We start from the raw sequence: 21,963 nt of genomic DNA on the forward strand, positions 1-21,963 counted from the left end.
GGTGTGCAGGGTTTACTTGGAAACGGCGGTGCGCTGGGTGGCCGTGAAGGTGAACCCGATGGTGCTGGTCAGGCCCTGGAAGGTGTTGTCGGCGGAGGCCGGGAGTGCGGTGGTGACCTTCAGGTTGTCGGTCTTCGTGGCGGTCAGCGCGGTCAGGTTGGCCAGGGTCTTGGCGGTCCCGGTGATGATGGGGCCGCTGGCGAGGACCGTGGACTGGGTGCCGGTGCAGGCGTAGGCGCCGGCGGCTCCGGTCCACGGGACGCTGCAGTTCTCGACAGTCAGCTGCAGGCCGTTGGTGCCGTCGGTGGTCAGCAGGGACGCGGTCGCGCCGGCGTCGGTGGCGAGGGTGACGTTGTTCAGGTCGGAGTTCCCGGTGTTGGAGAGCTTGACCAGCTTCTCGACCTTGTCACCGGGCAGCATGCCGGTCACGGCGACGTTCAGGGTGTTGTCCACGCCGGCGGCCGGCAGGGCGATAGTGACGGTGCCGGCGGTGACGGCCTGGCTGGCTGAGGTGGTGGAGGTGAAGGCACCGAAGGTGCCCAGTCCCGCGACGCTGGCGGCGGTGCCGACCAGGGCGACGGAAGCGATGATCTTCCCGGTGGTGGTTTTCAGACTGATACCCATGATGATCTCCTGCGTGAGGGCCTTCCCCCTAGGGCCGGCCGAGCTGTCACAGACCCGATCGGCCTGTCCGTGGACCACTTTGCCGTCGGATCATCAAGGAAGGACTTTGGCTTCCATCAAGACCGTGTCAAAGTTTCCGCAGTTCAGGGGTCCGCGGGCGCCTCAGCCCCGATGGTGGAACCAAATTTCGGGCAACATGATCGACCCTTGACCCTTCCTTGAGACTCGGACGGGATGGTTGATGGTGAGCTCAACAAGGTGTGCCCGCGGCCGCGGCACGTAAAGCGCGTGAAGGGGGTTGGCGGTGGCATTGATCAGGCGCCTGGGACGGCGCGGGCAGGTTCTGCTGGCCGGTCTCGTCACGGCATGCCTGATGGTCGGCGCTCCCGCGGCCAACGCGATGTTCACCCGGACCCTGAACGCCGGCACCACCTCGATCGGCTCCTACAAGCTGGCCAGCCCGACCGGGAACACCGTCACCGTGACCTGTACCCCGAACGGCGGCAGCGGGAAATTCCGGCTCACCATCACCGTCACCAACCATGGGGTTGTCGCCAAGGCGAACAACTACGTGCTGGTCGTCAAGGATTCCACCGGACTCGCAGCGTCCCCCGTGACGCTCAACCCCGGCGGGACCTACACGGCACCGAGCCCGGGAAACAAGTGGACCTACAGCATCGATGCCCAATACAAGGTCCCGGGAACCAGCTACGCCTGGTCGAGCACACCGAACCCCGTCACTGTCTGCTGATCCAGTCCGCGGAACAGTGACCGGCTCGACATCGATGATGCCCTGCAGTCGCGTCGAATCTGGGCGGCGGGACGGTCGGTGGTCAGGACGAGGCCGGCCGGCAGGTCGTCCCGGTGCCGTAGTGCAGCCAGCCCGGCAGTGCCGCGGTGAAGGAGTCCCGGATGGAAGGGCTGTTGGTCACGGTCCAGTCGATCCGGCCGTTGACTTCGACTTCGTTCTTGTCCCATTCGAACCAGTTGATCATCTTCAGGTTCGGGAATTTAGCGGCGGTGTCCGGGCTGAAGACCTGTTCCCACCAGAGGCGTTTGATGTCGATTTCCGCGGCCCCTCCCGCGGCCGGGTTGTACAGGGCCGCGGTTTCGGGGATCGCGACGGGCTTGCCGTGGTCGTGGCCGTAGACCTGGTAAAAGTCCGGGAGCAGGGTGTCATCGCCGTTGGCGCCGGCATAGTTCCCGGTCAGCTGGTCCGCGAACTTGTTGGCTTCGGGGAGCTCGTTTTCGCCCCACGGGTACTTCGCGCCCCAGTGGTAAAGGGACATGCCCACCCAATCCACGGCCTCATCCCCGGGGTAGTAGGGGGCATAGGAGTCGTCGGCCATGGTCAGGGCGCCGTCGTGATCCGTGTCCAGGGCAGCAAAGTCCGGGGTGCCCGGCTTGGCTTCATACTGGCCGCCGGTAAAGGGATACCCGCCGGCGTAGTTCGGCGCCCACATCATGGCCGACCCCGGAGCGCCGGCATGGATCGCGGCGGCCACCCGGGCAAATGCTGCCTTGTATTCGATGGGTTGCTGGGACCACGGGTACCAGGAGCCGTTCATTTCGTGGGCGAACCGGACGATCACCGGGACGCCCTCGGAATTCATTGCGGACAGGTCGCTCACGAGGCCGGTCACGGTGTCCGCGGTGATCGCCGCCAGGCCCTGCTTCGGTTCAAGAGTCAGCAGCATGATGTGCCCGTCCGCCCGCATCTGGGCCGCGGCCTGCTGCAATTGCACCCGTTCGGCGGCGGTGTACGGGAAGTCAGCGAAGGACACACTCACCGCCGGCCTGTGCCCGAGATCGGCCGCGTACTGCGCCAGCGGTTTCGCGTCCAGGCTCAGGTTGACACCAAACAGGGCCCGGGACTCCGGGGCCAGGTCTTTCCGGTCAGTCACCTCACACACCGGAATCGCTTCGGCGGCGCGGCTCGCGGCGGTCTCCTGCGCCTTTCGGTCCCGATCGGTAAGGCCATTGACGACACCGGCGGTACCAAGCCCTGCGGCGAGCACCACGACCAGCACGGGCAACGCCCAGGACTTGAACCGGTCCAGAAAGTCCTCACGCCGGCTGTCGCCAGGGCGGGTTGGAGTAGCGTCAGGCATGGTGAACCCCCTGTTGGCCTGCGGTTTTGTTCCCCATCCTAGGGTCCGGGACCGACCACGTTGAACTTACTGGTCCATGGCCGGGGAGGGATTACTCTGGCCATTCCTCCTCGATGACCCACCGGCAGATACTGGTATAGGCCGCGAGGGGCATGCCTTTGCCGAAGGCCGGGACCGGGTCCGGGGAATACAACAACGCCGCGCGGCGGCAGTCCAAGCCCCGCACGGCCTCTTGCGCGCTGGACAGGATATTGCTGACATCCAGGCCCTCGATCGCAAAGAGGCCGACCGTAACACCGGTCACGTATTGCAGGAAGTAGGGCATAGTGACATCATGCAGCGCGCACATCCGGGGGGCTAAGGGCCAAAGACCCGACCTCCCTATCCCTCAGGCCCCGCCGTGACTGGCCTTTCGGTGGCCGGGCAGTGAAAGTGACCGGCGCCGGCTGGGGGTGGGTCCTCGGGTCCCAGAGCGAATGCTCTCACCGGGACCTCTCGGCGCCGGCCACACCTAACCCGGGCCCCCGGACCGGGAAACTCATGTGACCTGACACCATCCTAAATTTACCAACGACTGCCTGGAGGGCACCGGGTTACCTAATCTCTGCCAGGCCCGAACATTAGGGGGACGTGGGAAGCGCCGGGTCCTCTCCTTCTGCTGGCTCTTCCTCTGCCCAAGCACATCTCCGTTTCCGGAACCTCACTGTCCTGCCTGGCTAACCAAAGGCACGCTGCACGGTATGACGGTCTGTGAACCGGAGTGTAGATTCACCAACAGAACGTTCGGAGAACCTGGCACCCCGGGTTGGGTTGATGAAAGGCAGTAATGGTGAGCCGACCGCACTTTGAGGCCTTCTTCGCCCAGGCCATCGATGAAGAAAAGGACAAAGACACCGGACTTGGCCCGGATGAGCTCTACGGTCTTTACACGAGCTGGTGTCTGCTGAACAAGGAAAAACCGCGGCCCCCTGCGGCGCTGTGGGAAGCGCTGAAGGCCCACAACATCACGCCCGGGCATAACCATGTCGGGATGAAAGGACCGGCAGCTGCCGACTACTTCATTTCCAGCGCACCTGATCTGCACTGACCGTGCCCCGCGTGGCGATGTCGCGGCGATGCTCTGCAACCGCATATACGGGGAAGGATGCCCTGAGGAGAGGTGCAGGCCTAGTTGCTCTGCCTGGGTTGGTTCGCATCGAAGAACCGAAGGTCGTCGCTGATCTGGGCCGCGCCCGCGCCGGCACCTTTTTCGCGGACGAAATCAAGATCTTCACGGCGGAGAATCATCTGTCCGTGCTCATCGACGTCCAGCTGCCGGTCAGAAGTTTCCTGGATCCGCGCTGTGATCGTGTTCGGAACGAGCACGCACGCAGGGTTATCCAAGAGCCACTGGCGTGTCTCTGCGTCAATCCGGTCCCACAGCTCACTGAGGCTCATCTCCTCCGGCCCATCCTCACCATTCCTGCCGAACCGGACCCCGCGTGAGGGGGAGTTCGCCAACAGTACGTCTCACATCCGAGAAAACAGTAGCCCACAGGAGGGGCATAAAATCGATCCCCACATTGCGGCGAGTTGGCGATAGCTGTTCCAGGCCCCGACCGCTCCGGCAAACGGGCCGGGCTCACGGGCCGTACAGCGCTGCGGCAACATACCAGCCGGCACTGCCCGCCGGCCCCGCTAGAGCTTCAGCTGCGGCTGGATGCGCTGGTCGATGGGAGTACCGAAGCGTGCTCGCACAAGACGCCGGTGCCGCTGGCCGTAACGGTGTTGGCTGCCTGACAACCGCCGGGTGGCGGGTTGCGCGGCGAAGTTCGTTACGCGTCGAAGTGCGTCCGGACTGTCGGGTCATGGGAAACGGACTCGACCACTGCTGCGGCGATGTCGCGGAGTTTGACGTTCCGGGTGTTGGAGGCGATTGTCAGGATCTTCATGGCTGTCTCCTGGTTGCAGCGGTTCTGAGCCATGATGGCGCCGGCGGCGAGGTCGATGGTGGTCCGGGATTCCATGGCAGCGATGAGGTGGGCTTTCGCCTCGGCCAGTTGGCTGATCCGCACGGCAAGTCGGAGCGCCTTCGAGGCGTGGTAGGAATATGTCTCAACCATGCTGATGTCGTCGCCGCTGAAGCCATGGGACCGGGCGGAATATAGGTTCAGGCCTGCTTCCGCTTCCCCCTCAAGGAGCAGCGGCACGGACAGGCTGGATCCTATTCCCGCCTCCAGCGCGGCTGCCCTGAAGGCGGGCCACCGGTCGTCGTTACTCAAATCCGGCACATGCACCACGGACTGCTCTCGGATCGCCGTCAGGCAGGGACCATCGTCGGCAGCGTATTGGGTTTCGTCCAGACGGACTGCGCTCTCTTCGCTGCGGGCCACGGTGACTGGCTTTTTCCGTTGAATCAGCGTGATGCTGCAAAACGCCTCCGCCGGGTCCGTCAAGGTAACGGCGGAGTACTCAGCGAGTTCGTCGAGCATTTCTTTGACGTCCTCAGTTTTCAGGACGAGATCCTGCAAATGGTCCACCAAGAGGTCCGTCAACTGTGGACGTGGTTCGGCGGCCATGTAGTGGTCTCATTCCTCTTCCGCCCTGACAACCCTCAGCCGGACAGAAGAGGACGATGGAGCAGCGCGTGCAGCTGCTTTCCCTGAGTATGCTCCACCGCCCGCGCAATCGCCAGTAAGACCCAAACGCCGGCTGCGAGCGACCACAAGGGCGTCCGCTGGCGAGGCCGGATGTTGGGGCCAGGGCGTCGCAGCGCGCCAGCGCCCTGGCCCTATGTCTGCGACGATCCTCCTATAGGAGTCAAATTGGGTTGGCCGTCCTATCAGGACCAACGCGCACGGGGCTTGATCCTGACGTTGCGTCAGGTCCTAGGCTGGCTTCGCTTCAAGCTCCGATCCCGGGGAACCCTTCGGACGGCTGTTGATCCGTTCCACGGGCGGGGACTGTGTGGTGGACGAGCGGGAATCTGCACTGATCTGAACTGTCCTTCGCCGGCGGCCAGGGCCTGCTATCGTTCCTGAAGGCCCCGATCGAAGATGGGTCAGTCTCAGGTCATTTTGTCCACGCATTCGCCGGTCCCCTCCGCACTTCCCGGCGCCCAGATTCTTGAGGTCGGGCCGTGGGGACTGCGGCGTCAGTCCCGGGCCGACCTCAACCAGGTCCCAAATTAGACGGTCCGTCCTCGGCGCGCCAGAACGCCACCTCTGACTGCCTATGGTGACAGAGACGTAAGCCGGCACGGTAGGCCGCACCGGAATCGGTCCCCGCTTCGCTCGGGCTGTACAAGCATTTTCCTGTTTTTTTGCTGCTGTCCTGCGGATCGTACGTGCCCGCTCCACCGGCTCAACCATCCTGCGGACGGCTGCGCAGCCGATGCCTTGTGTCGGCGCTTCGCTTACTTCCTCCCACAATCCATCCGCTGCTTGCCCTTCGGGTTGCCCCGGCTCCGTCGGGCACAGCTACGCGTTGCTCCGCCAGCAGGCAAAAAACGCCCGGGGGAGAGGGGACGCTGGCCGGTCACCAAGGCCGCCCGCTCACCGGATCCTCAGCAAAGGACGAGAGAAACCATGAACGATCGCATTGCACGCGCCGCCCTGACCCGCCTCTTCGAACCCGGCGACCGTGTCGGCCGTGCCCTCGTGGGCAGGCTCGGCGCGTACGCCGCACTGCGGCTTGCCACCGGCGCCCAACCCGCCCACACCCTCCCGGACATCACGGCCGAAGAACTGTCAGGTGCGTTGAAGCGCTGGGCGCCCCGCGTGCCTGACCTGGACCCGGAAAAGGACCTGGCCACCATCGAACGGCTGGGCGGAGGGTTCCTCATCCCGGGGGATGAACACTGGCCGGAAGGCCTGGACGATCTGCCCGACGCCCCATACGGGCTCTGGTACCGGGGCAACGTCGACAACGGCATCCCAGCACTTTCGAAGTGTGTGGCCCTGACAGGGTCCCGGGACTCCACCAGCTACGGCGCCTCCGTGACAGGGGCCATGGCGTATGGCTTGGCCCAACGTGGAATCTGCGTGATCTCGGGTCTTGCCTATGGCATCGATGCGCACGCGCACCGGGCCGCTTTGGCCGGAAGCCAGGGAGACGGACCTGCGACCCTTGCGGTGCTGGCCGGAGGCCTTGATCGGGACTACCCGTCCGGTAACGCTGACCTCGCGGCCGTGATCCGAGGCAACGGCCTGACGCTCTCAGAGCTGCCGCCCGGTTCCGCCCCGACCCGGTACAGGTTTCTGCAGAGGAACCGCATCATTGCCGCCCTCGCAGGCGTGACATGTGTCGTGGAAGCCCGCTGGCGCTCAGGGGCGCTGAACACGGCACATCACGCGGAGACCATCGCCCGGCATGTCGCGGCCGTCCCCGGGAGCGTGCACAGCGCCAACTCGGCAGGATGCCACCGGCTCCTGAGAGAAGGGGCGGCGGTGCTGGTGGCCGATGCGGCCGAACTGGCCGAACTCCTCGCAGGCTGAGCCCTTGAGGTGGCCGTCCCGTTGCCGGGGCGGTCACCGCGGGCGGTCCGCCGTCGTGGCCCGCTTGCGCTATGGGTCACCGCGGGCGGACCGCCGTTTCGCACACGCAGGTGCCGGCGGCCCGGGGGCGCGCGGCCTCCCGTTATTTGGGGTGCCGAAAGCAAGCCCGGGGTGCTGAGGGAAGGTTCGCTGAGCTCACCAGGAAAGGGCGTCCGCTGGCGCGGCCGGCTGTGGGGCCAGTGCCGGCTCCGCAGGGCTCCGCCGCCCCCGGCCCTATATTGTCTTCGACATTTTGGCTGCTGTCCTGACGGATTGTACGTGTCCGCTCCGGCCCGTCTAGCCCCTCCGTTCCTCCGGGGCCCGCGGTGCGGGAAATGTCCCTGCGGCGCTCCTTCGTCGCTGATTTCCTCCGGAAATTTCCCGCCCCTTGCCCTCACGGGTAGACAGGCCTCCCTCGGCCACAGCTCCGCAAGCTTCGCCAGCAGCCAAAACAACAAGGGGGAGAGGGGACGCTGGCCGGTCACCTGAGCCGCCCCACCCGCCTGATCCTCAGCAAAGGACTTTCGACATGACTGACGCAATCCGCATTTCCAGCCCGGCCGACATCCTCGGTTTCATCCCGCACTCCCTTGGGTTCGTACCGCGGGAATCCTTTGTGTTCCTGACCATGCGGGGCAAGACGCTGGGCGCGACACTGCGCGTTGATGCCCCCGCGTCCGCGGAACCTGCCGAGTTCGCCGCCTCCATGACGGAGTACCTCGCACTGGACACGCAGGCCACGGCGGTGCTGCTGACGATCTACACGGCCACCAACCCCGCGCCCGGGAAGGAGCGCCCCTTCCACGACCACGTCGAGGCCGTCATCGAGGCGCTGGACACTGCAGGGACGCCGCTGCAGGACGGCTGGCTGGTCACACCGTCGCACTGGCAAAACCTGCTGTGTGACAGCGACGCCGGGTGCTGCCCGCCCGAACCGCTGGAATCCATCACCGACGGACAACTGAACGCGGAACTGGTGTTCCGCGGCAGCAGCTACCAGAAGACGCCCGGCACCACCTACGGCCCGTTCGCAGGCCCGGCAGACAGGGAGGAGCAGATCCGTCACGCGCTCCCGGGAGTGCTCGGTGCAGAGCTGGCCCCGGGCCGGGAACTGTGGGCCCAGACCCTGACCCGGGGCGGCTGGTTGGACCCGCAGACCGCGGTGGAGCTGCTGGCGTGCTTCCAGCGCCCGGACCTTCTCGACACATTATTCTGCAACGTGATCGACCCGGAGGCCCCGGACGCCGAGGGAAGCGGGAACCTGCTCGTGGGGGAGGGGATCACCCCGGACTGGGACCGCGTGGACCGGGCACAGGAAACCGCCCGCGACCTCATCAACGCCGCACCCGAAGGGTACCGGGCACCCCTGCTGACCCTGATCGGCTGGCTGGCGTACCTCAAAGGCCAATCATCAGTCGCCGGAGACCACTTCAAGCTCGCCCTGACTGACACGCCGGGCTACCGACTCGCAGAACTCATGGACCAGCTGGTCAGCCGGGGAACCATCGCCCCCGTCGCAAAGAACCAGGACACCGCCTACAAGCGGCACCGCTAAACGGGTGGGGGCCGGGCCGGGAAACGGCCCGCCCCCTTGGGTGCGCCGGGCGGCCTCCCCGCGTGCGCTCCTCCGGCCGCCGATCACGCTGCCGCGGGCGCAGCCCCAGAAGCCGGTAACAGCCGGCCGCCGGGCTACAGTGGAAAACGAACATGATCCACTAACAGCCTGGGGGCAGCACATGAGCCACGAGTACATCCTCACGGACGACGACGCCGCACCCCCCGACGCCACCCACGCCCAGGACGTTCTCGAACTCTCCATGTTGACCATGCCGCAGGCAGGCGCCCCCATTGTCGATATCTCCTGGGAGAAATTCCCGCTTGACCTGTAACTTGTGGCAGCAATGACGCTGCAGCACTGATTTTCCTTTTGCTGAGGGAAAAGCTGAGGCCGGCCCCAAGGGCCGGCCTCAGCCCTTTAACCACTGAAAGGGCCTCGCTCCGCTCGGGCTGCAGAAGCGCTCTTTCTGTTTTGGCTGCTGTCCTGCCGGATTCCTTAGGCGCGCCGACTGGCAGAAGCCATCCACCAGCAAACGGCGGCCACAGCACTGTTAAGCACCGCAATATAGATATCGCCGGCAGCGGGCCGACCAATGACCAGGTCCACGGCCACCAACACCACCGAGGTGCCCGCTGCGATGCCGAACACCACCGCCAGGATTTTCATGGACCTCCCGGTCGGCGGCCTCCGCCCGTGAGTGGTGGCTTGTTTAGCTGTCATCAGTTCGGGTCTACTGCTAAAGCCGGTGTCCCGTGTTGGGCTACGTGCCGGATGCGCGGAGGGACAACATCGCACGAGCCGCGAAAGTGGTTCCCGCGAGAAGCAGGATGACTGCCGATACGACGGAGTACCAAGTCTCGTTGGAACTCAGAGCGATGTATACGCCGATGAGAGAGAAAACAACTGCCCCCAGCGACCAAATGAGCGTTGCTCTTCTGGTGTTGTTCATGGCCCCAGCCTAAGGGACCAAAGATCAGAATGGGCGTCCGCTGGCGCGGCCGGCTGTTGGGCCAGTGTCGGCTCCGCAGGGCTCCGCCGTCCCTGGCCCTGTCTTGTCTTCGACGATGCTCCTATAGTCGTCAAATTGGATTTCAAGGGGACTGGGTGATTCTGTCAACTGGTTATTGCCTGGCTGGACGGCTATCGCAGACCCACTGGGTGGCTGAGCCGAAGATACCGTAGCGCTGCGTGCGACGTGGATCAATCGAGGTGGAGCTGGTGCCCGCTACCGACGAGATATTTCCAGGGGGACGGTCCCGTTGATGGTTGCGATGTAGGTGGCCATGAAGGCGTATCCGAGAACATAGACGAGCGTATAGGGCCATCTCGTTTTGGCTTGGGCATCTGCAGGGAGGGCCCTGCGTCCGTTATTGCTGGCGAGCCTGGTCCGCAAGTCCCTGACCTTGACGCGGTATAGGAATAGCGACGATAGAAGGAGGACTGCCGCGATGAAGGCCAGCGCGGGTATCCCGACGAAAGCGGTGGTCAGGGGGAGAATCATTGCCAGAAGACAGAGTCCCGCGTTGCAGAAGGCGTTGATGACGCCAAGGATTATGTCCATCCGTGACCCCCTCTTCAGGGCGGGATTCCTGTAGCGTCCCCAGTAAGCCCCAGCTTGGCCAACAAAGGCACAAAAGACATAGATCAGGATTCTGTTCACGGCTCAAAACAGACTGAACGCATCGGTGGCCTTCGGGTAGCCAAGTTCCTCCAAGCACGCGAGCACGGTGGCGGGTTCGCGTGTTACGAATGTCCATGGGCGACCAACGACAGGTATAGCTCTGACACCTTGGTATGGGGCTAACCATGTCCGCACACGTTGGATCTCTACTACGTCCTCCCGCTTGAGAATCCAGGGCCCAAAGAACCGTCCCAGGCCATACGAGAGGCTGAATTCCAAAGTTTCGGCCGAGGGGCTCAGCATCAGCATCCGCAACTGCGGAGAGACCGAAAAGACCACCGGTTGGTTTCCCCACATTCTGGATACGGCTTTGGCTTTCACGGGTATGGTGCCGCCGCCGTCGAAGTGCTCCTCCTCAAGAAATATTTCGGGCGGTGCCGGTTCTTTCCTCAGGTTGGTGACGGTCATTGCGATTGCGACCACAGCGAGTTGTACTCCGGAGATTATGAGCTGGCCGGGTGTGGGATTTATGGCAGCGAAAACGATCGCCGTGATCAGGAAAAGAGCTCGAGAACTGTGATCTTGATTCGAGGGAAGCGCCGCGAATGACGTTCCTGCGCATTCATCGCGGCCCCTGATGACTGATGTTGCCGGCCTCGATAGCCAACTGGTTGATCACAGGCTCATCTTGGCATGAACGGGGCGACCCGCAATCAACTTGGGGAAAGGAACCGTGGTTGTTTTTTGCTGTCTCAGCGCGGAGGTGACGTTCGGCTCATCGATTCGACTGGGTTCTAGCGGACCCGCGGCTCGCTCCGTAAGCCATTGTCGGTAGGTCACAGCGAGGTCGTCGTTACGGATGTGTCCCTGTTCCAGGCGCGAAATGATGGATACCCATTGACCAAGTTCGCCGGCAGCGGTGGTGATGGTTACACCGAGTTCGGTCCGTATACGGCGGAGGTCGGAGTTGTCTGGTGCCGGCTGGGGGTTGGTGATTTGGCGGTAGATTTCTCTGGCTGCGTAGCGTTTGAGGCAGCGCATGATTTCGCGTTTGCTCTTGCCCTCGGACGTGCGTTTAGCGACGTAGTCCTTGGTCCGTTGGCACGAGCCCATGCGGACCAGGACTACCTGGTGTAAGGCGTTATTGGCGTTGCGGTCGCCGCCTCTACTGAGCCGGTGGCGTCAAATTCTTGTTTCAGAGCAGAAATGGCGGGGCAAGGGGTGTTCCCCAGTGAAGAAGGGGGGCGAGGATGAGGGCTGTGCGGTTAGTCGCCAGTTTCCGCGGTTCTTAGCCGTCGCCTGACGATGAGAGCCAAGGCGACTAACGCGCTTAACAGGACGACTCCCACAATGATTGCTGCGGTTGGTCCCGCCTGCGCACCGTTTCCAGTACTTCCGTTCGTGGGGGTTGTCGGTGGCGGAGCCGCTGTGTTCGCCGTGCCGGCGGTAAAGGTGAAGGTTCCTTCGATGGGGTGGCCGTCAGAGGAAACCACGCGCCAGACCACCGTGTACTTTCCGCTGGGAGCGCCTTGTTTGACGGCTTGGGTGACCTGGTTGTCGACGATGCTTACTGGCCCGTCTGCCTGATCTGTGCCGGTGGAATCTTCGACTCGGACGATTGAGTTGATGGCGATAGGGGTGTGGTCGAAGGTCAGCCCGACCTTCACCGGGACAGTGCTCACGGTTGAGCCATTGGCCGGGTCGCTGGACACAAGGACATCGTGGGCCTGTGCCGCCACAGGGGATGCCATCACAAACGCCGCTGTGGTCAAAATGAGGAGCAGACGTCCCAGCCAGGTTGCCGGACCTGGGGGCTGGTTTTTCATGCGCGTCCTCTCTCTGTGACTTACAGGAGCTGCGGCGGGGCCGAAGCCCCCGCCGCAGCTCCTGTAAGTGAACCTAGTTGGTGGTGCTGCGGGTGCGGCGGCCGGCGAGGACCAGGCCCAGTGCTACTGCTCCCAGGACGAAGCCGGCTGCGCCCAGGACGATGCCCCATACCGAGCCGCCGTCGCTGGAGACCTGTGAGGTTTGGGCCGCGGCAGCAGCGGTGGGTGTTGCTGATGCGGTGGCCGAAGCCTTCTCGTCGGCGGCCGTTGTGACGAAGGACGGGGCAGGGTGCTTGGGCTCGGGCTGGCCCTCAGCGCTTTCTTCGTCCCAGTTCACCACGGAGCCGTCGGTGTAAGTCTGAGCGGCCTTCAAGGTGACTTTGGTGCCCTCGGCGGGGAGTTTGCCGACGGACAGCGAGAACGCCTGGTACTGGTTTTGACCCAGTTGGTGGGCTTCGTCAGCTGTCCAGACCACGGAGGTCGGTGCCTTGGTAACCGTAGTGCCGGAGACGGTCACGGGCTTGGGCAGGTCGCTGGTGATGACCTGCGCGGTCCAGCCCTCGACGGGTTTGACCGAGACGGACGTGAAAGGGGTGTCTGTGGGCAGGCTGACCTCGAGCTTGCTGGTCTTGGCGGTGGGGGATTCGTTGGGGACGTTGAACGTCAGGTGCGAGTAGCCGTTAGCTCCGGTGTCATCGGGGTTCACGGTCACGTGCGCGGATGCGGCGGTGGCACCTACAGCGATGATTCCCGCGGCGGCTGCGGCGGCGGTCAAGGATTTCAGGGTACGACGGAGTGAGGTTTTCAAGACAAGCCTTCCAAAAGTGTGGGTGCGCCAAGGAAGCCGCTAGTGCGACGGCGCAAAAATGGGGCAACACGGACACGGGGGATCCCTACTAAACGACAGGGCCCGGGACGGTGTGGAGGGTCAGAAGCTGGCTAAAGCGCGGCCTGGAAGGCTGGCGGGCCGCGCAGGGCAGGCAGTCGGAGGCTCCGCCAGCGCGAAGGAACTACGGCGGCGGGCGCGGCCGGAACATGCGGCCAATCTGGGATGACCAGGGCCGTTAGGATTCGAACCAGCGGGAGCAGCCACGCGGCCAGGGCCCAGACAGCTGCTTCTCCGCGGGCCAGGACCATGCCTGTGGCCAGCGTCGCGGCACCGTGGAAGACCAGCATCAGGACAGCAGGCACCCCGCCTTGCTCCGGCATTGCTGCCCCGGCTAAGGAGTGTGCTTGCGCGGCGTCATGAATGTGCCCGCCGTCAACAGGACTGAAGGCCGTTGAGACGGAAAAGGCAGTGAAGGCCTCGTGGAGGACCAGCTGGCCCAAACTCAGGAGTCCGATCATGACCGGCGCGTTGATCTTTATTTTCGACAGGATCATCACAGGCGCCAGCATCAGGGCAACGAGTCCGGCGATGATGGCCGGCTGCGGCAGGAAACCTCCTGCCAGCACGTGGGCCCCGGCGGCCAGAGTAAACATGGCGGCGGTAAAAGCAACGGTGCGAGGGAAACGGAAGGGCGCACTCATGCCATTCGCCACCCTTTCATCCGGTACTGCCACCTTCTACTGTAGAGAAACCCGGGCACTGCCGGGTAATCACTAGGCACCTGATGAAGCCCTAGCTGAGGCCAAAGACCCGGATCATCCGCCGCTACGGACATGGTGGCATGCCTGGCATTGCAGTGGCAGCGTGCCTAGCCCGGGACTTCCCGGCTTAGGCTACTTTTTGCTCGGTGAGCCATTGGCGGTAGGTCGAGGCGAGGTCGTCGTTGCGGATGCGTCCGCGTTCCAGGCGCGAAAGGATGGATACCCATTGGCCAAGTTCGCCGGCTACGGTCGTGATAGTCATGCCGAGTTCGGTCCGCATCCGGCGGAGGTCGGAGTTGTCTGGTGCCGGCTGGGGGTTGGTGATCTGGCGGTAGATTTCTCTGGCTGCGTAGCGTTTGAGGCAGCGCATGATTTCGCGTTTGCTCTTGCCCTCGGAGGTACGTTTGGCCACGTATTCCTTGGTCCGTTGGCACGAGCCCATGCGGACCAGGACCACCTGGTGCAAGGCGTTATTGGCGCTGCGGTCGCCGCCTCTACTGAGCCGGTGGCGGGTTGTTTTGCCGGATGAGGCTGGTACCGGGGCGACGCCTACAAGCGAAGCGAACTGGGCTTCGTTCCCCAGACGGTCCGGGTTGTCACCGAAGGTGGTTAATAGCTGGCTGGCTACTTCGGTCCCGACTCCTGGGAGATCACAGAGCATCGGAGCATAGCTGTCGAGGATTGCCTTGAGCGCCGCGTCAGCAGCGTCGATTTCTGCTCCCAGTGCTTGGCAGCGTGCTGCCAACGCCTTGAGCGTCGTAAGGATCACGTACTCGGGGTCCGCCAGGTGTCCTGAAGGTCTCGTCCGCTGCAGGGCGGGGATCAGCGCTGAGGCGGCCATTGCCCGGTATTTCGCCCGGATCTTGTCCGGTGCCGAAACGAGGAGCGCTTTGATCTGGTTGATGGCCGCGGTTCGGGCCTTGACCGCTGATGCGCGCCCGGCACGTACGATCCGCAGGCATTCAACGGGCCCGTCCTTGGCCTTCGGGATCGCCTTCGTCCGTCCCTCGAGCACGGACTTGGCGGCCTGGTAGGCATCCAAAGGGTCGGATTTTCCGTTGAGTCGGCGGGCGGCCCGGTTCGGGCGGTTTACCTCCAGAACGGTAAGCCCTTCACCGCGGAGGGTTCTGGCGAGCTCGGCGCCGTAGGAGCCTGTTCCTTCGACACCGACGGCGGTGACTGTCCCGTAGCTGGTGATGAAGTCGATGATTTTCCGGTATCCCGATCCCACGGCCAGGAATTCCTTGTCCGCGAGGGGTTTGCCGTGCTCGTTGATCACGGCGACGTGGTGCGTGTCGGCGTGGGTGTCGATACCTGCGATGACTTTTGTTGGTTCGCTTGCCACGATGGAAATTTGCCCCTCAGTCGCGTCGAATGCTGATCGATCGGGCGCGGGCCAGGTGGGCAGACAAAACGGTAACGGGACTGGTCGCATCAGGCTCCTGACTTGTTCCATTGGTGGTGGGATGCTGCGGGATCTGCAGTCTTGTAGCGTCCAGGGTGTCAGCCGGCACAGGTCCGCAAGCTCCTTGCCGCCCGTTGCGAACGGGTTGGCTCACTGATAGCGTGCCGCGCCGCTGACACCCGCCCGGGGCGTGGCTCGACAGAGGCATGCAAACACTTCAAGTCAGGGTGCCCGCCACGGGTGATCCATCACCGACGTCGGCGAAAGGAACCCGGACATGATCGTTATCGGCATCGACCCTCATAAATCCTCCATTACCGCCTCAGCCATCGATCCCACGGGTTGTCAGCTCGCGGTGCGGCGTTTCGTGGTCAACGCAGGCACGGCCAAGCAACTGCTGGGATGGGCCGCGCAATGGTCCGAACGCAGATTCGCTATCGAGGGCGCCAACGGTCTCGGCCGCCGAATTGCCCAGATCCTGGTGGCCGGCGGCGAATCCGTGGTCGATGTCCCCTCGACACTGGCCATGAAGGTCAGGGTACTTTCGACCGGCGGTGGCCGTAAGAGCGACCCGGCAGATGCGTTCGCCGTCGCTGTCACTGCACTCCGTCAGGAGCATCTGCGCCCAGTCGCTGCCGAAAACCAGAGCACAATTCTGCGCCTGCTGGCCGAACGCCGCGAAGACCTCGGCCACGAACGCGCCCGGCTGCTCAACCGCCTGCACCGGCTGCTGCGCGAGCTGATACCGGGAGGAGTTGAGCCCGGCCTTAGCGCCGAAAAGGCTGCCGCCGCGATGCGTACCATCCGGCCGGCAACAGCCACCGACGCGGTCAGACGCGAACTCGCCAGGGAATTGCTGGCCGATCTGCGACGCATCGACGCCGGCATCAAAAACAACGAAGCACAAACCCGCGACGCCCTGGCCGCGTCCGCCACGACACTGCAGGAAATCCCAGGAGTCGGGGTCGTCCTCGCGGCGAAACTCCTCGGCCATGTCGGGGACATCACCAGATTCCCCAGCGCCTCACACTTCGCCAGCTACACCGGAACAGCACCCCTGGACGCCTCCAGCGGCCAACAAAACCGCCACAGACTCAACACCGGAGGCAACCGGCAGCTCAATTCCGTGCTGCACACCATGGCCGTCTGCCAAAGCCGTGACCCCGGACCAGGCCGGGAGTACTACCTGAAGAAAACCGCCGAAGGAAAAACACCCCGCGAAGCCCGCAGGGCACTTAAACGACGCCTCTCCAATGTCCTCTACAGGCGGATCCTGCACGATCACCACCAAGCCCAAAAACTGGCTGCTTGACACACAGAGGCGCTATGAGGTCATGTCCGCCTGGCTCGACACCCCTTTAACGGACCTTGAGCCGGCGGACAGATCGTCGGGAAGACAGTTCCGCCTGGTACGTCAGTTTTTGGCTGGGTCACGCTGGCTCAAGGACTGTTCCAGTATTACCGTTTTTGGCTGCTGTCCTTCGGATTGTACGTGCCCGTTCCGGCGCCTCTAGCCCCTCCGTTCCTCCGGGGCCTGCGCCCCGGAAAGTCTTCTCCGGCGCTCCTTCGTCGCTTATTTCCTCCGAAGATTTCCCGGGTCTTGCCCTGCGGGTAGACGGGCCTGCACGTGCACAGCTCCGCAAGCTTCGCCAGCAGCCAAAAACAACGGGGAGAGGGGAGCTGGCCGGTCACCTGAGCCGCCCCACCCACCCAACTTCTCGGCAAGAAGGAGCAACACCAATGAATGCAGCACCCACGCTTGAAATGCTCGACCCGGCAACCCTGACCGTGGACATCAACGTCCGCAAGGACGCCGCCCTGACCACTGACTTCGTCGCCAGCGTTAAGGAACACGGCGTGATGGAACCCGTGATCGCCCACCGCAAGGACGACGGAACCGTGCACGTCCTGATGGGCCAGCGCCGCACCCGCGCCGCCGTCGAAGCCGCCCGGCCCCTGATTCCGGTCATGATCATCGACAGCCCAGAGGAAGCAGAACGCATCGTGACGCAGGTAGTGGAGAACATCCAGCGCGCCGGACTCACCGCAGCCGACGAGGCCGACGCCTACCACCAGCTGTCCCTGATTGGCGTCTCCGCCGCCGCGATCGCCAAGAAGACCGGGCGGACCAAGTCCACCGTCGAGAGTGCCCTCAAAGCCAAGTCCACCGAGACCGGAGCCGCCGCCCTGGGCAAGGGGTACACCATCGAAGAAGCCCTGATTCTGGCCGAATTTGAGGCGGACGAGGACGCGACGGCCGAACTGGAATCGGTCATCATGGACGAACCCGACATGCTCCTGCACGTCACCCAGCAGCTGCGCGACAAGCGCGACCGCGCCGCCGCGCTGGCCGGACTCACCGCAGAGCTGGAAGCCGCCGGAATCATCGTGGTTCCCGAGTGCGGGTACGGGGAGGACAGCGAAACGCTCCGCGTCACGTCCCTGAAAAGGGCAGATGGGGAACCGGCCACCGACGAGGACGGCAACGCCGTCTACATCGAGACCGGCTACCGCGGCGAGCACTCCGCCGTTCCCGTCGTGACCGGCTGGAAAGACCTCGGTTTCACGCTCCGCTACTACGGCGGCTACGGCTCCTCTTCGGCCCCCAAAGGCCCCATGACCGAGGAACAGAAGGCCGAACGGAAGACCCTGATCGAGAACAACAAGCTGATGCAGTCCGCTACAACCGTCCGCCGCGAATGGGTCAAAAACCTGCTGGCAAAGAAGCAGGCCCCCAAGGGCTGGCAGTACTTCACCGCACACGCGATCACCCACCACCCAGAAACCGCCAGCGGCTACGAGGGCAAGGTGGCCGCCGAAATGGCCGGAGTGAAGATTGAAGAATCCAACCAGTGGGCGTGGAACCCGCTGCGGGACCATGTCGCCAAAACGACCGCCCGCCCGGAGTTCGCACTGATTGCCCTGATCTGCGCCGGGTACGAAAAGACCATCCAGAAAGACTCGTGGCGCTCACCGAGCCAAACCCACCGGGACTACCTGAACCAACTGGTCCTTTGGGGATACACCGCCTCCGAGACCGAGCAGATCATCATCGACAGCGGCGACAAGACCGAGACAGCCGGATAAACCACGGCTTCTGTGCCGGGCGGCGGATCCCAAACCCCGCCCGGCACAGGCCCCACCCCAATCGCCGCAGGAAGGCCAGGAACCTTCCAGAAGTCGGGCGGTCCGCCGCCCGGGGCGAACCACAGCAGCCACTCACCAGCGACGGACCGCCGATTAACGCACCCCACGACCACGCCCACCAGGTGCCGCGCCCCCAGGGAACAACGACGCTCCCACCAACTCCAGTACCCGAAGAAGAACATTCAGCTACGCTGAACCCATAAGTTTCCTTTGCCGAGGAGAACGCAGAATGGCCGGCCTAACCGCCGGCCATTCTTGTATCTCCAGACAAACCGCAACGCAAAAGCGTCACTCGGCAATCAGCCCGGGACGTTCCGCGGATCGTTGCCGTAGCTGTTCTTCTCAGCGATCTGGCCGTCCTGGTTCTTGATGACGTGCTCCACCTTGTCAGCCCGGGCCGCTTCCCGGCCCGCAGCCACCGCTTCTTCCTTGGTGCCGTAACCGGCGCCAAACGCGCGGTCAGCACCCTCACGCTTGTTCTTCCACTGGCCGTCTTCGTAATACGTCTCGATATCGCCCTGAGCCACTGCATACTCCCTCTGCCGTTCGGATAATGGCACCCGCTGCGCAAGTGCGGATAGCGAAAAACCCCGCAAAACGTTCGTCGTGCGGGGCCTTCCTGGCAGCCGCTCCGCCTGATGGGGGACAGGCGGAGAAGCTGACACCAAACTAATAGAAAGCATGCTTAGTTTTCAAGGCGTGGCTGGTTTCGGTCGCCCGCCCCGCCGGGGCCGGCCTTCCCGCCATCCCGGCAACTCCGCGTCCAGCAGCGCCCGCCTGACGGGGGTTAATGTGCCTTGACGGGAGGTGATTCTTTGGCCGTGGAGCCACACCCCAAGCACCCGCTCCTGCTCGGTGCCGGCCTTCTTGTGCAGAGGCCAGTCATTGCCCTCGGCCCGGTAGGCGGTGAGTTCGGCCAGGCGCCGATTCCACAGGTCTTCACGGTGTTCCTTTTGCCGGCGCGGCGCGTCCCAGCCGGGAATTTCGGCAAGTCGGTCTTTGACAGTGGGGGAGAGGGTGCCATTCGCGGAGTCCTGACGTTTGCGCCCGAGCCAGCTGCTAAGGGCCCGCTCCCGTGCGGACTTCGCCCGGGAGCTGGGCAGCCGGCGCTCCGCCCGGTACAGGGCAATAACGTCCTCGAGGTTTTTCAGGCTGCGGCCGTCCATCCTGACCGGACGGGGCGATGCCGCCCGGCGATGCTCGGCCCGGATCGACGGGTCTTCGTTCGCTGCTATGTGCAGGTGGTACCGGACCGTGGATCCCGCGGCATCCGATAGCGAGGCGATCCTGGACGCGGGCAGACCCCTCCGATACATCTGCACCCACTCCGGATTCGGTGCAGCACGCCGCGCACCACCCATACGCCAACCCCCCCACATTCCGCACCAGCCAACCAATCCTTGGACAGTACCTCACGGCAGGCTACCCACTGCCGGGCATCCTGCCCGGCCGGGAACTTTTCCCATGGTCCACCACCGACACCACCGGCACACCCATGCCAGGACAGACACTTCTTTCAGCCGGGACGACACCTCTTCACATCGGCAATGACTCAAGGACCCTCACGTCACCACAGCCGGCACAAACCTTCTACGACGCACGGGGGCTTCCGCCGGGGGAACCTGCGGGGATGACCACAGTCGCCGGCGGAGTTACCCGCCTTCCATCCGGGGTTCAGATGCGGGGTCACCTGCACTCATTCTGGAGGACGATGTAACCCGAAAAATCCCTAAAATACGCGGAAATACCTCTATTCATTCAGTTGAATGATTGCTAGAATTGAGGTAGCAAGTCAGCCAGACGAACGATACTCATGTGATACGAAACCAGGTACTGAAAATGACTGCAACACCGACCGCTTACACGGTCTACACCAAGCCCGACTGCCCCAACTGCGAGAAGACGAAGGACTACTTCGACTCCAAGGGCATCACTTACACGGCCGTTGACATCACGGAAGTTCCGGCAGCGCTTGAGTACATCACAGTCGAACTCGGCTACTCCCAGGCGCCGGTCGTCGTGAACAACGCCGATGACCAGGACCACTGGTCGGGCCTCCGCCGCGACAAGCTCGTCCAGGCAGCCATGAGTCACAAGGCGGCGTGAGGACGATGGCCGCCCTGCGCCCGGTCGTCGGGTACAAGCTGAGCCCGCGGATCCCGTTGGAGGTGGACCTGTTCCGGCAGGTTAACCCCAGCGGCCGGATTCCCTCCGATGTTGTGGACCCCTACGTTGTAGAACCCGCCATTGTGGAACCCCTCGCGGAGGGCCTGTACGACGGTTACTCCGTCCCGGACAGGGGAGGGGATGATCGGTACCTTCAGACGATCACCCGCGCGCCGCTCGGGGACGGCGGTCTTTGGGACGCGCACACTGCGAACCAGTACCAGCCCAACGACCTCACTCACGACGAACCGGGTGGGGCCGAACTTCAGAATGAACCGACAACACCCATCGAGAACATCACCAGCGCACGAGGAAAAGGAACCATCATGGCCGGCGAAACCACGATTACTGTTATTGGAAACCTGACATCGGACCCGGAGTTGCGGTTCACCCCGAGTGGGTCGGCCGTCGCGAATTTCACCATCGCATCCACGCCCAGGACGTTCGACCGTCAGTCCAACGAGTGGAAGGACGGGGAGACGCTGTTTCTCCGGGCCAGTGTGTGGCGGGAAGCGGCTGAGAACGTGGCTGAGTCCCTGACCAAGGGCATGCGCGTGATCGTCACGGGCCGGCTGAAGTCCCGTTCCTACGAAACGAAGGAAGGCGAGAAGCGCACCGTGATCGAGCTCGAAGTGGACGAGATCGGCCCGTCCCTTCGGTACGCGAATGCCAAGGTCAACCGCACCCAGCGCAGCGGCGGCCAGGGCGGTCAGGCCGGTGGCGGTTTCGGGAACCAGGGGAACGGTGCCGGGGAGGCCAGTCGGCGCCCCAGGATGACCCCTGGGCAGTGCCGGCGAACAGCAACGCCGCCGGTGGTTGGGGCAACGGGCCGGACGCTGAACCCCCTTTCTAGGCAGTACACCTGTCGGGGTCAGCAGATACGCTGGCCCTGGCAGGCACCGCACCATCAAAACCATGAGTAGAGGGACAGACGACGATGACGCATGCAGATGACCTCCGTGCCTGGGCGCGCGGCATGTACACCACCGAGGCGGCAACGGAGCTGCTGCTGAAGGCGTTCGGCGGCCGCTTCGCAGCGCCGGGCAATCCTTGGGTCCATGCAGCCCGCACTTCCGAGGAGGGGTACCAGGAGAACGCGTGGATCGACTTCGCGTCCATCCCCGACGAGGCCGGCGCACTCTCTGGCGGGGAACGCCGCTTCCTCATGCTGGCCGCGTCCCTTGCCGAGGATGTTCCCGTGGTTCTGGGTGACCTCGTGTCAGGACTGGACAGGGAGAACCTGGACCTGGTCCTGGCCGCTATCGCCCACGCCGGCGGCAGCCACCAGCACTCCGATATCCGCTTCAACGAGGACGGCTCGATGACGCGCGGAAAGGGCTACCTGGATAGCCTGCACCCGTGGCCGCGTGCGTTGCGTGCCGTCTAACCAGGGACGTTGCT

Annotated in this window: 23 protein-coding genes and 2 pseudogenes; 10 read left to right on the forward strand and 15 right to left on the reverse strand. The window is 63.9% G+C overall.

Features of this window, described 5'->3' with window-relative positions; translation table 11 throughout:
- Positions 1-12: 12 nt before the first annotated feature.
- Positions 13-624: a TasA family protein gene (locus ACX5I6_RS21055; protein ID WP_461841957.1), complete on the reverse strand. Its 612-nt coding sequence runs from the start codon at positions 622-624 to the stop codon at positions 13-15.
- Between the two features lie 304 nt (positions 625-928).
- On the opposite strand from ACX5I6_RS21055, the gene ACX5I6_RS21060 reads away from it, so the two are divergent.
- Positions 929-1,375: a hypothetical protein gene (locus ACX5I6_RS21060; RefSeq protein WP_461841958.1), complete on the forward strand. Its 447-nt coding sequence runs from the start codon at positions 929-931 to the stop codon at positions 1,373-1,375.
- Between the two features lie 82 nt (positions 1,376-1,457).
- On the opposite strand, the gene ACX5I6_RS21065 is transcribed toward ACX5I6_RS21060, so the two are convergent.
- Positions 1,458-2,735, reverse strand: coding sequence for a glycosyl hydrolase (locus tag ACX5I6_RS21065; RefSeq protein ID WP_461841959.1), 1,278 nt, complete (start codon positions 2,733-2,735; stop codon positions 1,458-1,460).
- 91 nt (positions 2,736-2,826) lie between these two features.
- A complete protein-coding gene (locus tag ACX5I6_RS21070) occupies positions 2,827-3,060 on the reverse strand; it encodes a hypothetical protein (protein WP_461841960.1) in 234 nt (77 codons plus the stop codon).
- 501 nt (positions 3,061-3,561) lie between these two features.
- On the opposite strand from ACX5I6_RS21070, the gene ACX5I6_RS21075 reads away from it, so the two are divergent.
- Positions 3,562-3,822: a hypothetical protein gene (locus ACX5I6_RS21075; protein WP_461841961.1), complete on the forward strand. Its 261-nt coding sequence runs from the start codon at positions 3,562-3,564 to the stop codon at positions 3,820-3,822.
- A gap of 80 nt (positions 3,823-3,902) precedes the next feature.
- On the opposite strand, the gene ACX5I6_RS21080 is transcribed toward ACX5I6_RS21075, so the two are convergent.
- Positions 3,903-4,172, reverse strand: coding sequence for a hypothetical protein (locus ACX5I6_RS21080; protein WP_461841962.1), 270 nt, complete (start codon positions 4,170-4,172; stop codon positions 3,903-3,905).
- Positions 4,173-4,549: 377 nt separating this feature from the next.
- Positions 4,550-5,293, reverse strand: coding sequence for a GAF and ANTAR domain-containing protein (locus ACX5I6_RS21085; protein ID WP_461841963.1), 744 nt, complete (start codon positions 5,291-5,293; stop codon positions 4,550-4,552).
- Positions 5,294-6,301: 1,008 nt separating this feature from the next.
- On the opposite strand from ACX5I6_RS21085, the gene dprA reads away from it, so the two are divergent.
- The 3 genes from dprA to ACX5I6_RS21100 all read left to right on the forward strand — a co-directional run bounded on the left by dprA (position 6,302) and on the right by ACX5I6_RS21100 (position 9,138).
- On the forward strand, positions 6,302-7,210 hold the full coding sequence (gene dprA / locus ACX5I6_RS21090) for a DNA-processing protein DprA (protein WP_461841964.1): 909 nt from the start codon (positions 6,302-6,304) through the stop codon (positions 7,208-7,210).
- Between the two features lie 568 nt (positions 7,211-7,778).
- Positions 7,779-8,804 carry a DUF4192 domain-containing protein gene (locus ACX5I6_RS21095; protein ID WP_461841965.1) on the forward strand — a complete coding sequence of 342 codons (1,026 nt, stop codon included), beginning with the start codon at positions 7,779-7,781 and terminating at the stop codon, positions 8,802-8,804.
- Positions 8,805-8,985: 181 nt separating this feature from the next.
- A complete protein-coding gene (locus ACX5I6_RS21100) occupies positions 8,986-9,138 on the forward strand; it encodes a hypothetical protein (protein WP_461841966.1) in 153 nt (50 codons plus the stop codon).
- Between the two features lie 164 nt (positions 9,139-9,302).
- Here the strand turns inward: ACX5I6_RS21100 and ACX5I6_RS21105 are convergent, their stop codons facing one another.
- The 8 genes and pseudogenes from ACX5I6_RS21105 to ACX5I6_RS21140 form a co-directional block, all read right to left on the reverse strand.
- Positions 9,303-9,473 carry a hypothetical protein gene (locus tag ACX5I6_RS21105; RefSeq protein WP_461841967.1) on the reverse strand — a complete coding sequence of 57 codons (171 nt, stop codon included), beginning with the start codon at positions 9,471-9,473 and terminating at the stop codon, positions 9,303-9,305.
- Positions 9,474-10,032: 559 nt separating this feature from the next.
- Positions 10,033-10,467 (reverse strand): hypothetical protein, encoded by a 435-nt coding sequence (locus ACX5I6_RS21110; protein WP_461841968.1) that lies wholly within the window; start codon positions 10,465-10,467, stop codon positions 10,033-10,035.
- Positions 10,468-10,470: 3 nt separating this feature from the next.
- Positions 10,471-10,896, reverse strand: coding sequence for a hypothetical protein (locus ACX5I6_RS21115; protein WP_461841969.1), 426 nt, complete (start codon positions 10,894-10,896; stop codon positions 10,471-10,473).
- A gap of 534 nt (positions 10,897-11,430) precedes the next feature.
- Positions 11,431-11,610, reverse strand: a pseudogene (locus ACX5I6_RS21120) (IS110 family transposase); the annotation flags it as partial.
- A gap of 83 nt (positions 11,611-11,693) precedes the next feature.
- Entirely contained in the window at positions 11,694-12,254 is a 561-nt protein-coding gene (locus ACX5I6_RS21125; protein WP_461841970.1) for a copper resistance CopC family protein, read from the reverse strand.
- Between the two features lie 73 nt (positions 12,255-12,327).
- On the reverse strand, positions 12,328-13,062 hold the full coding sequence (locus ACX5I6_RS21130; RefSeq protein ID WP_461841971.1) for a YcnI family copper-binding membrane protein: 735 nt from the start codon (positions 13,060-13,062) through the stop codon (positions 12,328-12,330).
- Positions 13,063-13,193: 131 nt separating this feature from the next.
- Positions 13,194-13,736, reverse strand: coding sequence for a hypothetical protein (locus ACX5I6_RS21135; protein WP_461841972.1), 543 nt, complete (start codon positions 13,734-13,736; stop codon positions 13,194-13,196).
- A gap of 235 nt (positions 13,737-13,971) precedes the next feature.
- Positions 13,972-15,189 (reverse strand): IS110 family RNA-guided transposase, encoded by a 1,218-nt coding sequence (locus tag ACX5I6_RS21140; RefSeq protein ID WP_461841973.1) that lies wholly within the window; start codon positions 15,187-15,189, stop codon positions 13,972-13,974.
- Between the two features lie 337 nt (positions 15,190-15,526).
- On the opposite strand from ACX5I6_RS21140, the gene ACX5I6_RS21145 reads away from it, so the two are divergent.
- Together ACX5I6_RS21145 and ACX5I6_RS21150 are read left to right on the forward strand one after the other, a co-directional pair.
- Positions 15,527-16,561, forward strand: a complete 1,035-nt coding sequence (locus ACX5I6_RS21145; RefSeq protein ID WP_461841974.1) for an IS110 family RNA-guided transposase — start codon at positions 15,527-15,529, stop codon at positions 16,559-16,561.
- A gap of 428 nt (positions 16,562-16,989) precedes the next feature.
- Positions 16,990-18,336 (forward strand): ParB/RepB/Spo0J family partition protein, encoded by a 1,347-nt coding sequence (locus ACX5I6_RS21150; RefSeq protein WP_461841975.1) that lies wholly within the window; start codon positions 16,990-16,992, stop codon positions 18,334-18,336.
- 359 nt (positions 18,337-18,695) lie between these two features.
- Here the strand turns inward: ACX5I6_RS21150 and ACX5I6_RS21155 are convergent, their stop codons facing one another.
- Together ACX5I6_RS21155 and ACX5I6_RS21160 are read right to left on the reverse strand one after the other, a co-directional pair.
- Positions 18,696-18,923, reverse strand: coding sequence for a DUF2188 domain-containing protein (locus tag ACX5I6_RS21155; protein ID WP_461841976.1), 228 nt, complete (start codon positions 18,921-18,923; stop codon positions 18,696-18,698).
- Positions 18,924-19,088: 165 nt separating this feature from the next.
- Positions 19,089-19,712 (reverse strand): helicase associated domain-containing protein, encoded by a 624-nt coding sequence (locus ACX5I6_RS21160; protein WP_461841977.1) that lies wholly within the window; start codon positions 19,710-19,712, stop codon positions 19,089-19,091.
- A 523-nt stretch (positions 19,713-20,235) separates the two neighbouring features.
- Here ACX5I6_RS21160 and ACX5I6_RS21165 point away from each other — a divergent pair.
- The 3 genes and pseudogenes from ACX5I6_RS21165 to ACX5I6_RS21175 all read left to right on the forward strand — a co-directional run bounded on the left by ACX5I6_RS21165 (position 20,236) and on the right by ACX5I6_RS21175 (position 21,949).
- Complete coding sequence (locus tag ACX5I6_RS21165; RefSeq protein ID WP_461841978.1) at positions 20,236-20,502, forward strand: glutaredoxin family protein; 267 nt, start codon at positions 20,236-20,238, stop codon at positions 20,500-20,502.
- 386 nt (positions 20,503-20,888) lie between these two features.
- Positions 20,889-21,415: pseudogene (locus tag ACX5I6_RS21170) on the forward strand (single-stranded DNA-binding protein).
- Positions 21,416-21,499: 84 nt separating this feature from the next.
- Positions 21,500-21,949: an ATP-binding cassette domain-containing protein gene (locus ACX5I6_RS21175; RefSeq protein WP_461841979.1), complete on the forward strand. Its 450-nt coding sequence runs from the start codon at positions 21,500-21,502 to the stop codon at positions 21,947-21,949.
- The last annotated feature ends 14 nt before the right edge of the window (positions 21,950-21,963 follow it).

It is taken from the genome of Arthrobacter sp. MMS24-T111 (genome assembly GCF_054888995.1).

Excerpts from the sequence above, each read along its gene's own strand:
- ACX5I6_RS21055 (WP_461841957.1), bottom strand. The coding sequence starts at position 624 with ATGGGTATCAGTCTGAAAACCACCACCGGGAAGATCATCGCTTCCGTC.
- ACX5I6_RS21065 (WP_461841959.1), bottom strand. The coding sequence starts at position 2,735 with ATGCCTGACGCTACTCCAACCCGCCCTGGCGACAGCCGGCGTGAGGAC.
- ACX5I6_RS21070 (WP_461841960.1), bottom strand. The coding sequence starts at position 3,060 with ATGCCCTACTTCCTGCAATACGTGACCGGTGTTACGGTCGGCCTCTTT.
- ACX5I6_RS21075 (WP_461841961.1), top strand. The coding sequence starts at position 3,562 with ATGGTGAGCCGACCGCACTTTGAGGCCTTCTTCGCCCAGGCCATCGAT.
- ACX5I6_RS21080 (WP_461841962.1), bottom strand. The coding sequence starts at position 4,172 with ATGAGCCTCAGTGAGCTGTGGGACCGGATTGACGCAGAGACACGCCAG.
- ACX5I6_RS21085 (WP_461841963.1), bottom strand. The coding sequence starts at position 5,293 with ATGGCCGCCGAACCACGTCCACAGTTGACGGACCTCTTGGTGGACCAT.
- dprA (WP_461841964.1), top strand. The coding sequence starts at position 6,302 with ATGAACGATCGCATTGCACGCGCCGCCCTGACCCGCCTCTTCGAACCC.
- ACX5I6_RS21095 (WP_461841965.1), top strand. The coding sequence starts at position 7,779 with ATGACTGACGCAATCCGCATTTCCAGCCCGGCCGACATCCTCGGTTTC.
- ACX5I6_RS21100 (WP_461841966.1), top strand. The coding sequence starts at position 8,986 with ATGAGCCACGAGTACATCCTCACGGACGACGACGCCGCACCCCCCGAC.
- ACX5I6_RS21105 (WP_461841967.1), bottom strand. The coding sequence starts at position 9,473 with ATGAAAATCCTGGCGGTGGTGTTCGGCATCGCAGCGGGCACCTCGGTG.
- ACX5I6_RS21115 (WP_461841969.1), bottom strand. The coding sequence starts at position 10,896 with ATGACCGTCACCAACCTGAGGAAAGAACCGGCACCGCCCGAAATATTT.
- ACX5I6_RS21125 (WP_461841970.1), bottom strand. The coding sequence starts at position 12,254 with ATGAAAAACCAGCCCCCAGGTCCGGCAACCTGGCTGGGACGTCTGCTC.
- ACX5I6_RS21135 (WP_461841972.1), bottom strand. The coding sequence starts at position 13,736 with ATGTTTACTCTGGCCGCCGGGGCCCACGTGCTGGCAGGAGGTTTCCTG.
- ACX5I6_RS21145 (WP_461841974.1), top strand. The coding sequence starts at position 15,527 with ATGATCGTTATCGGCATCGACCCTCATAAATCCTCCATTACCGCCTCA.
- ACX5I6_RS21150 (WP_461841975.1), top strand. The coding sequence starts at position 16,990 with ATGAATGCAGCACCCACGCTTGAAATGCTCGACCCGGCAACCCTGACC.
- ACX5I6_RS21160 (WP_461841977.1), bottom strand. The coding sequence starts at position 19,712 with ATGTATCGGAGGGGTCTGCCCGCGTCCAGGATCGCCTCGCTATCGGAT.
- ACX5I6_RS21165 (WP_461841978.1), top strand. The coding sequence starts at position 20,236 with ATGACTGCAACACCGACCGCTTACACGGTCTACACCAAGCCCGACTGC.
- ACX5I6_RS21175 (WP_461841979.1), top strand. The coding sequence starts at position 21,500 with ATGACGCATGCAGATGACCTCCGTGCCTGGGCGCGCGGCATGTACACC.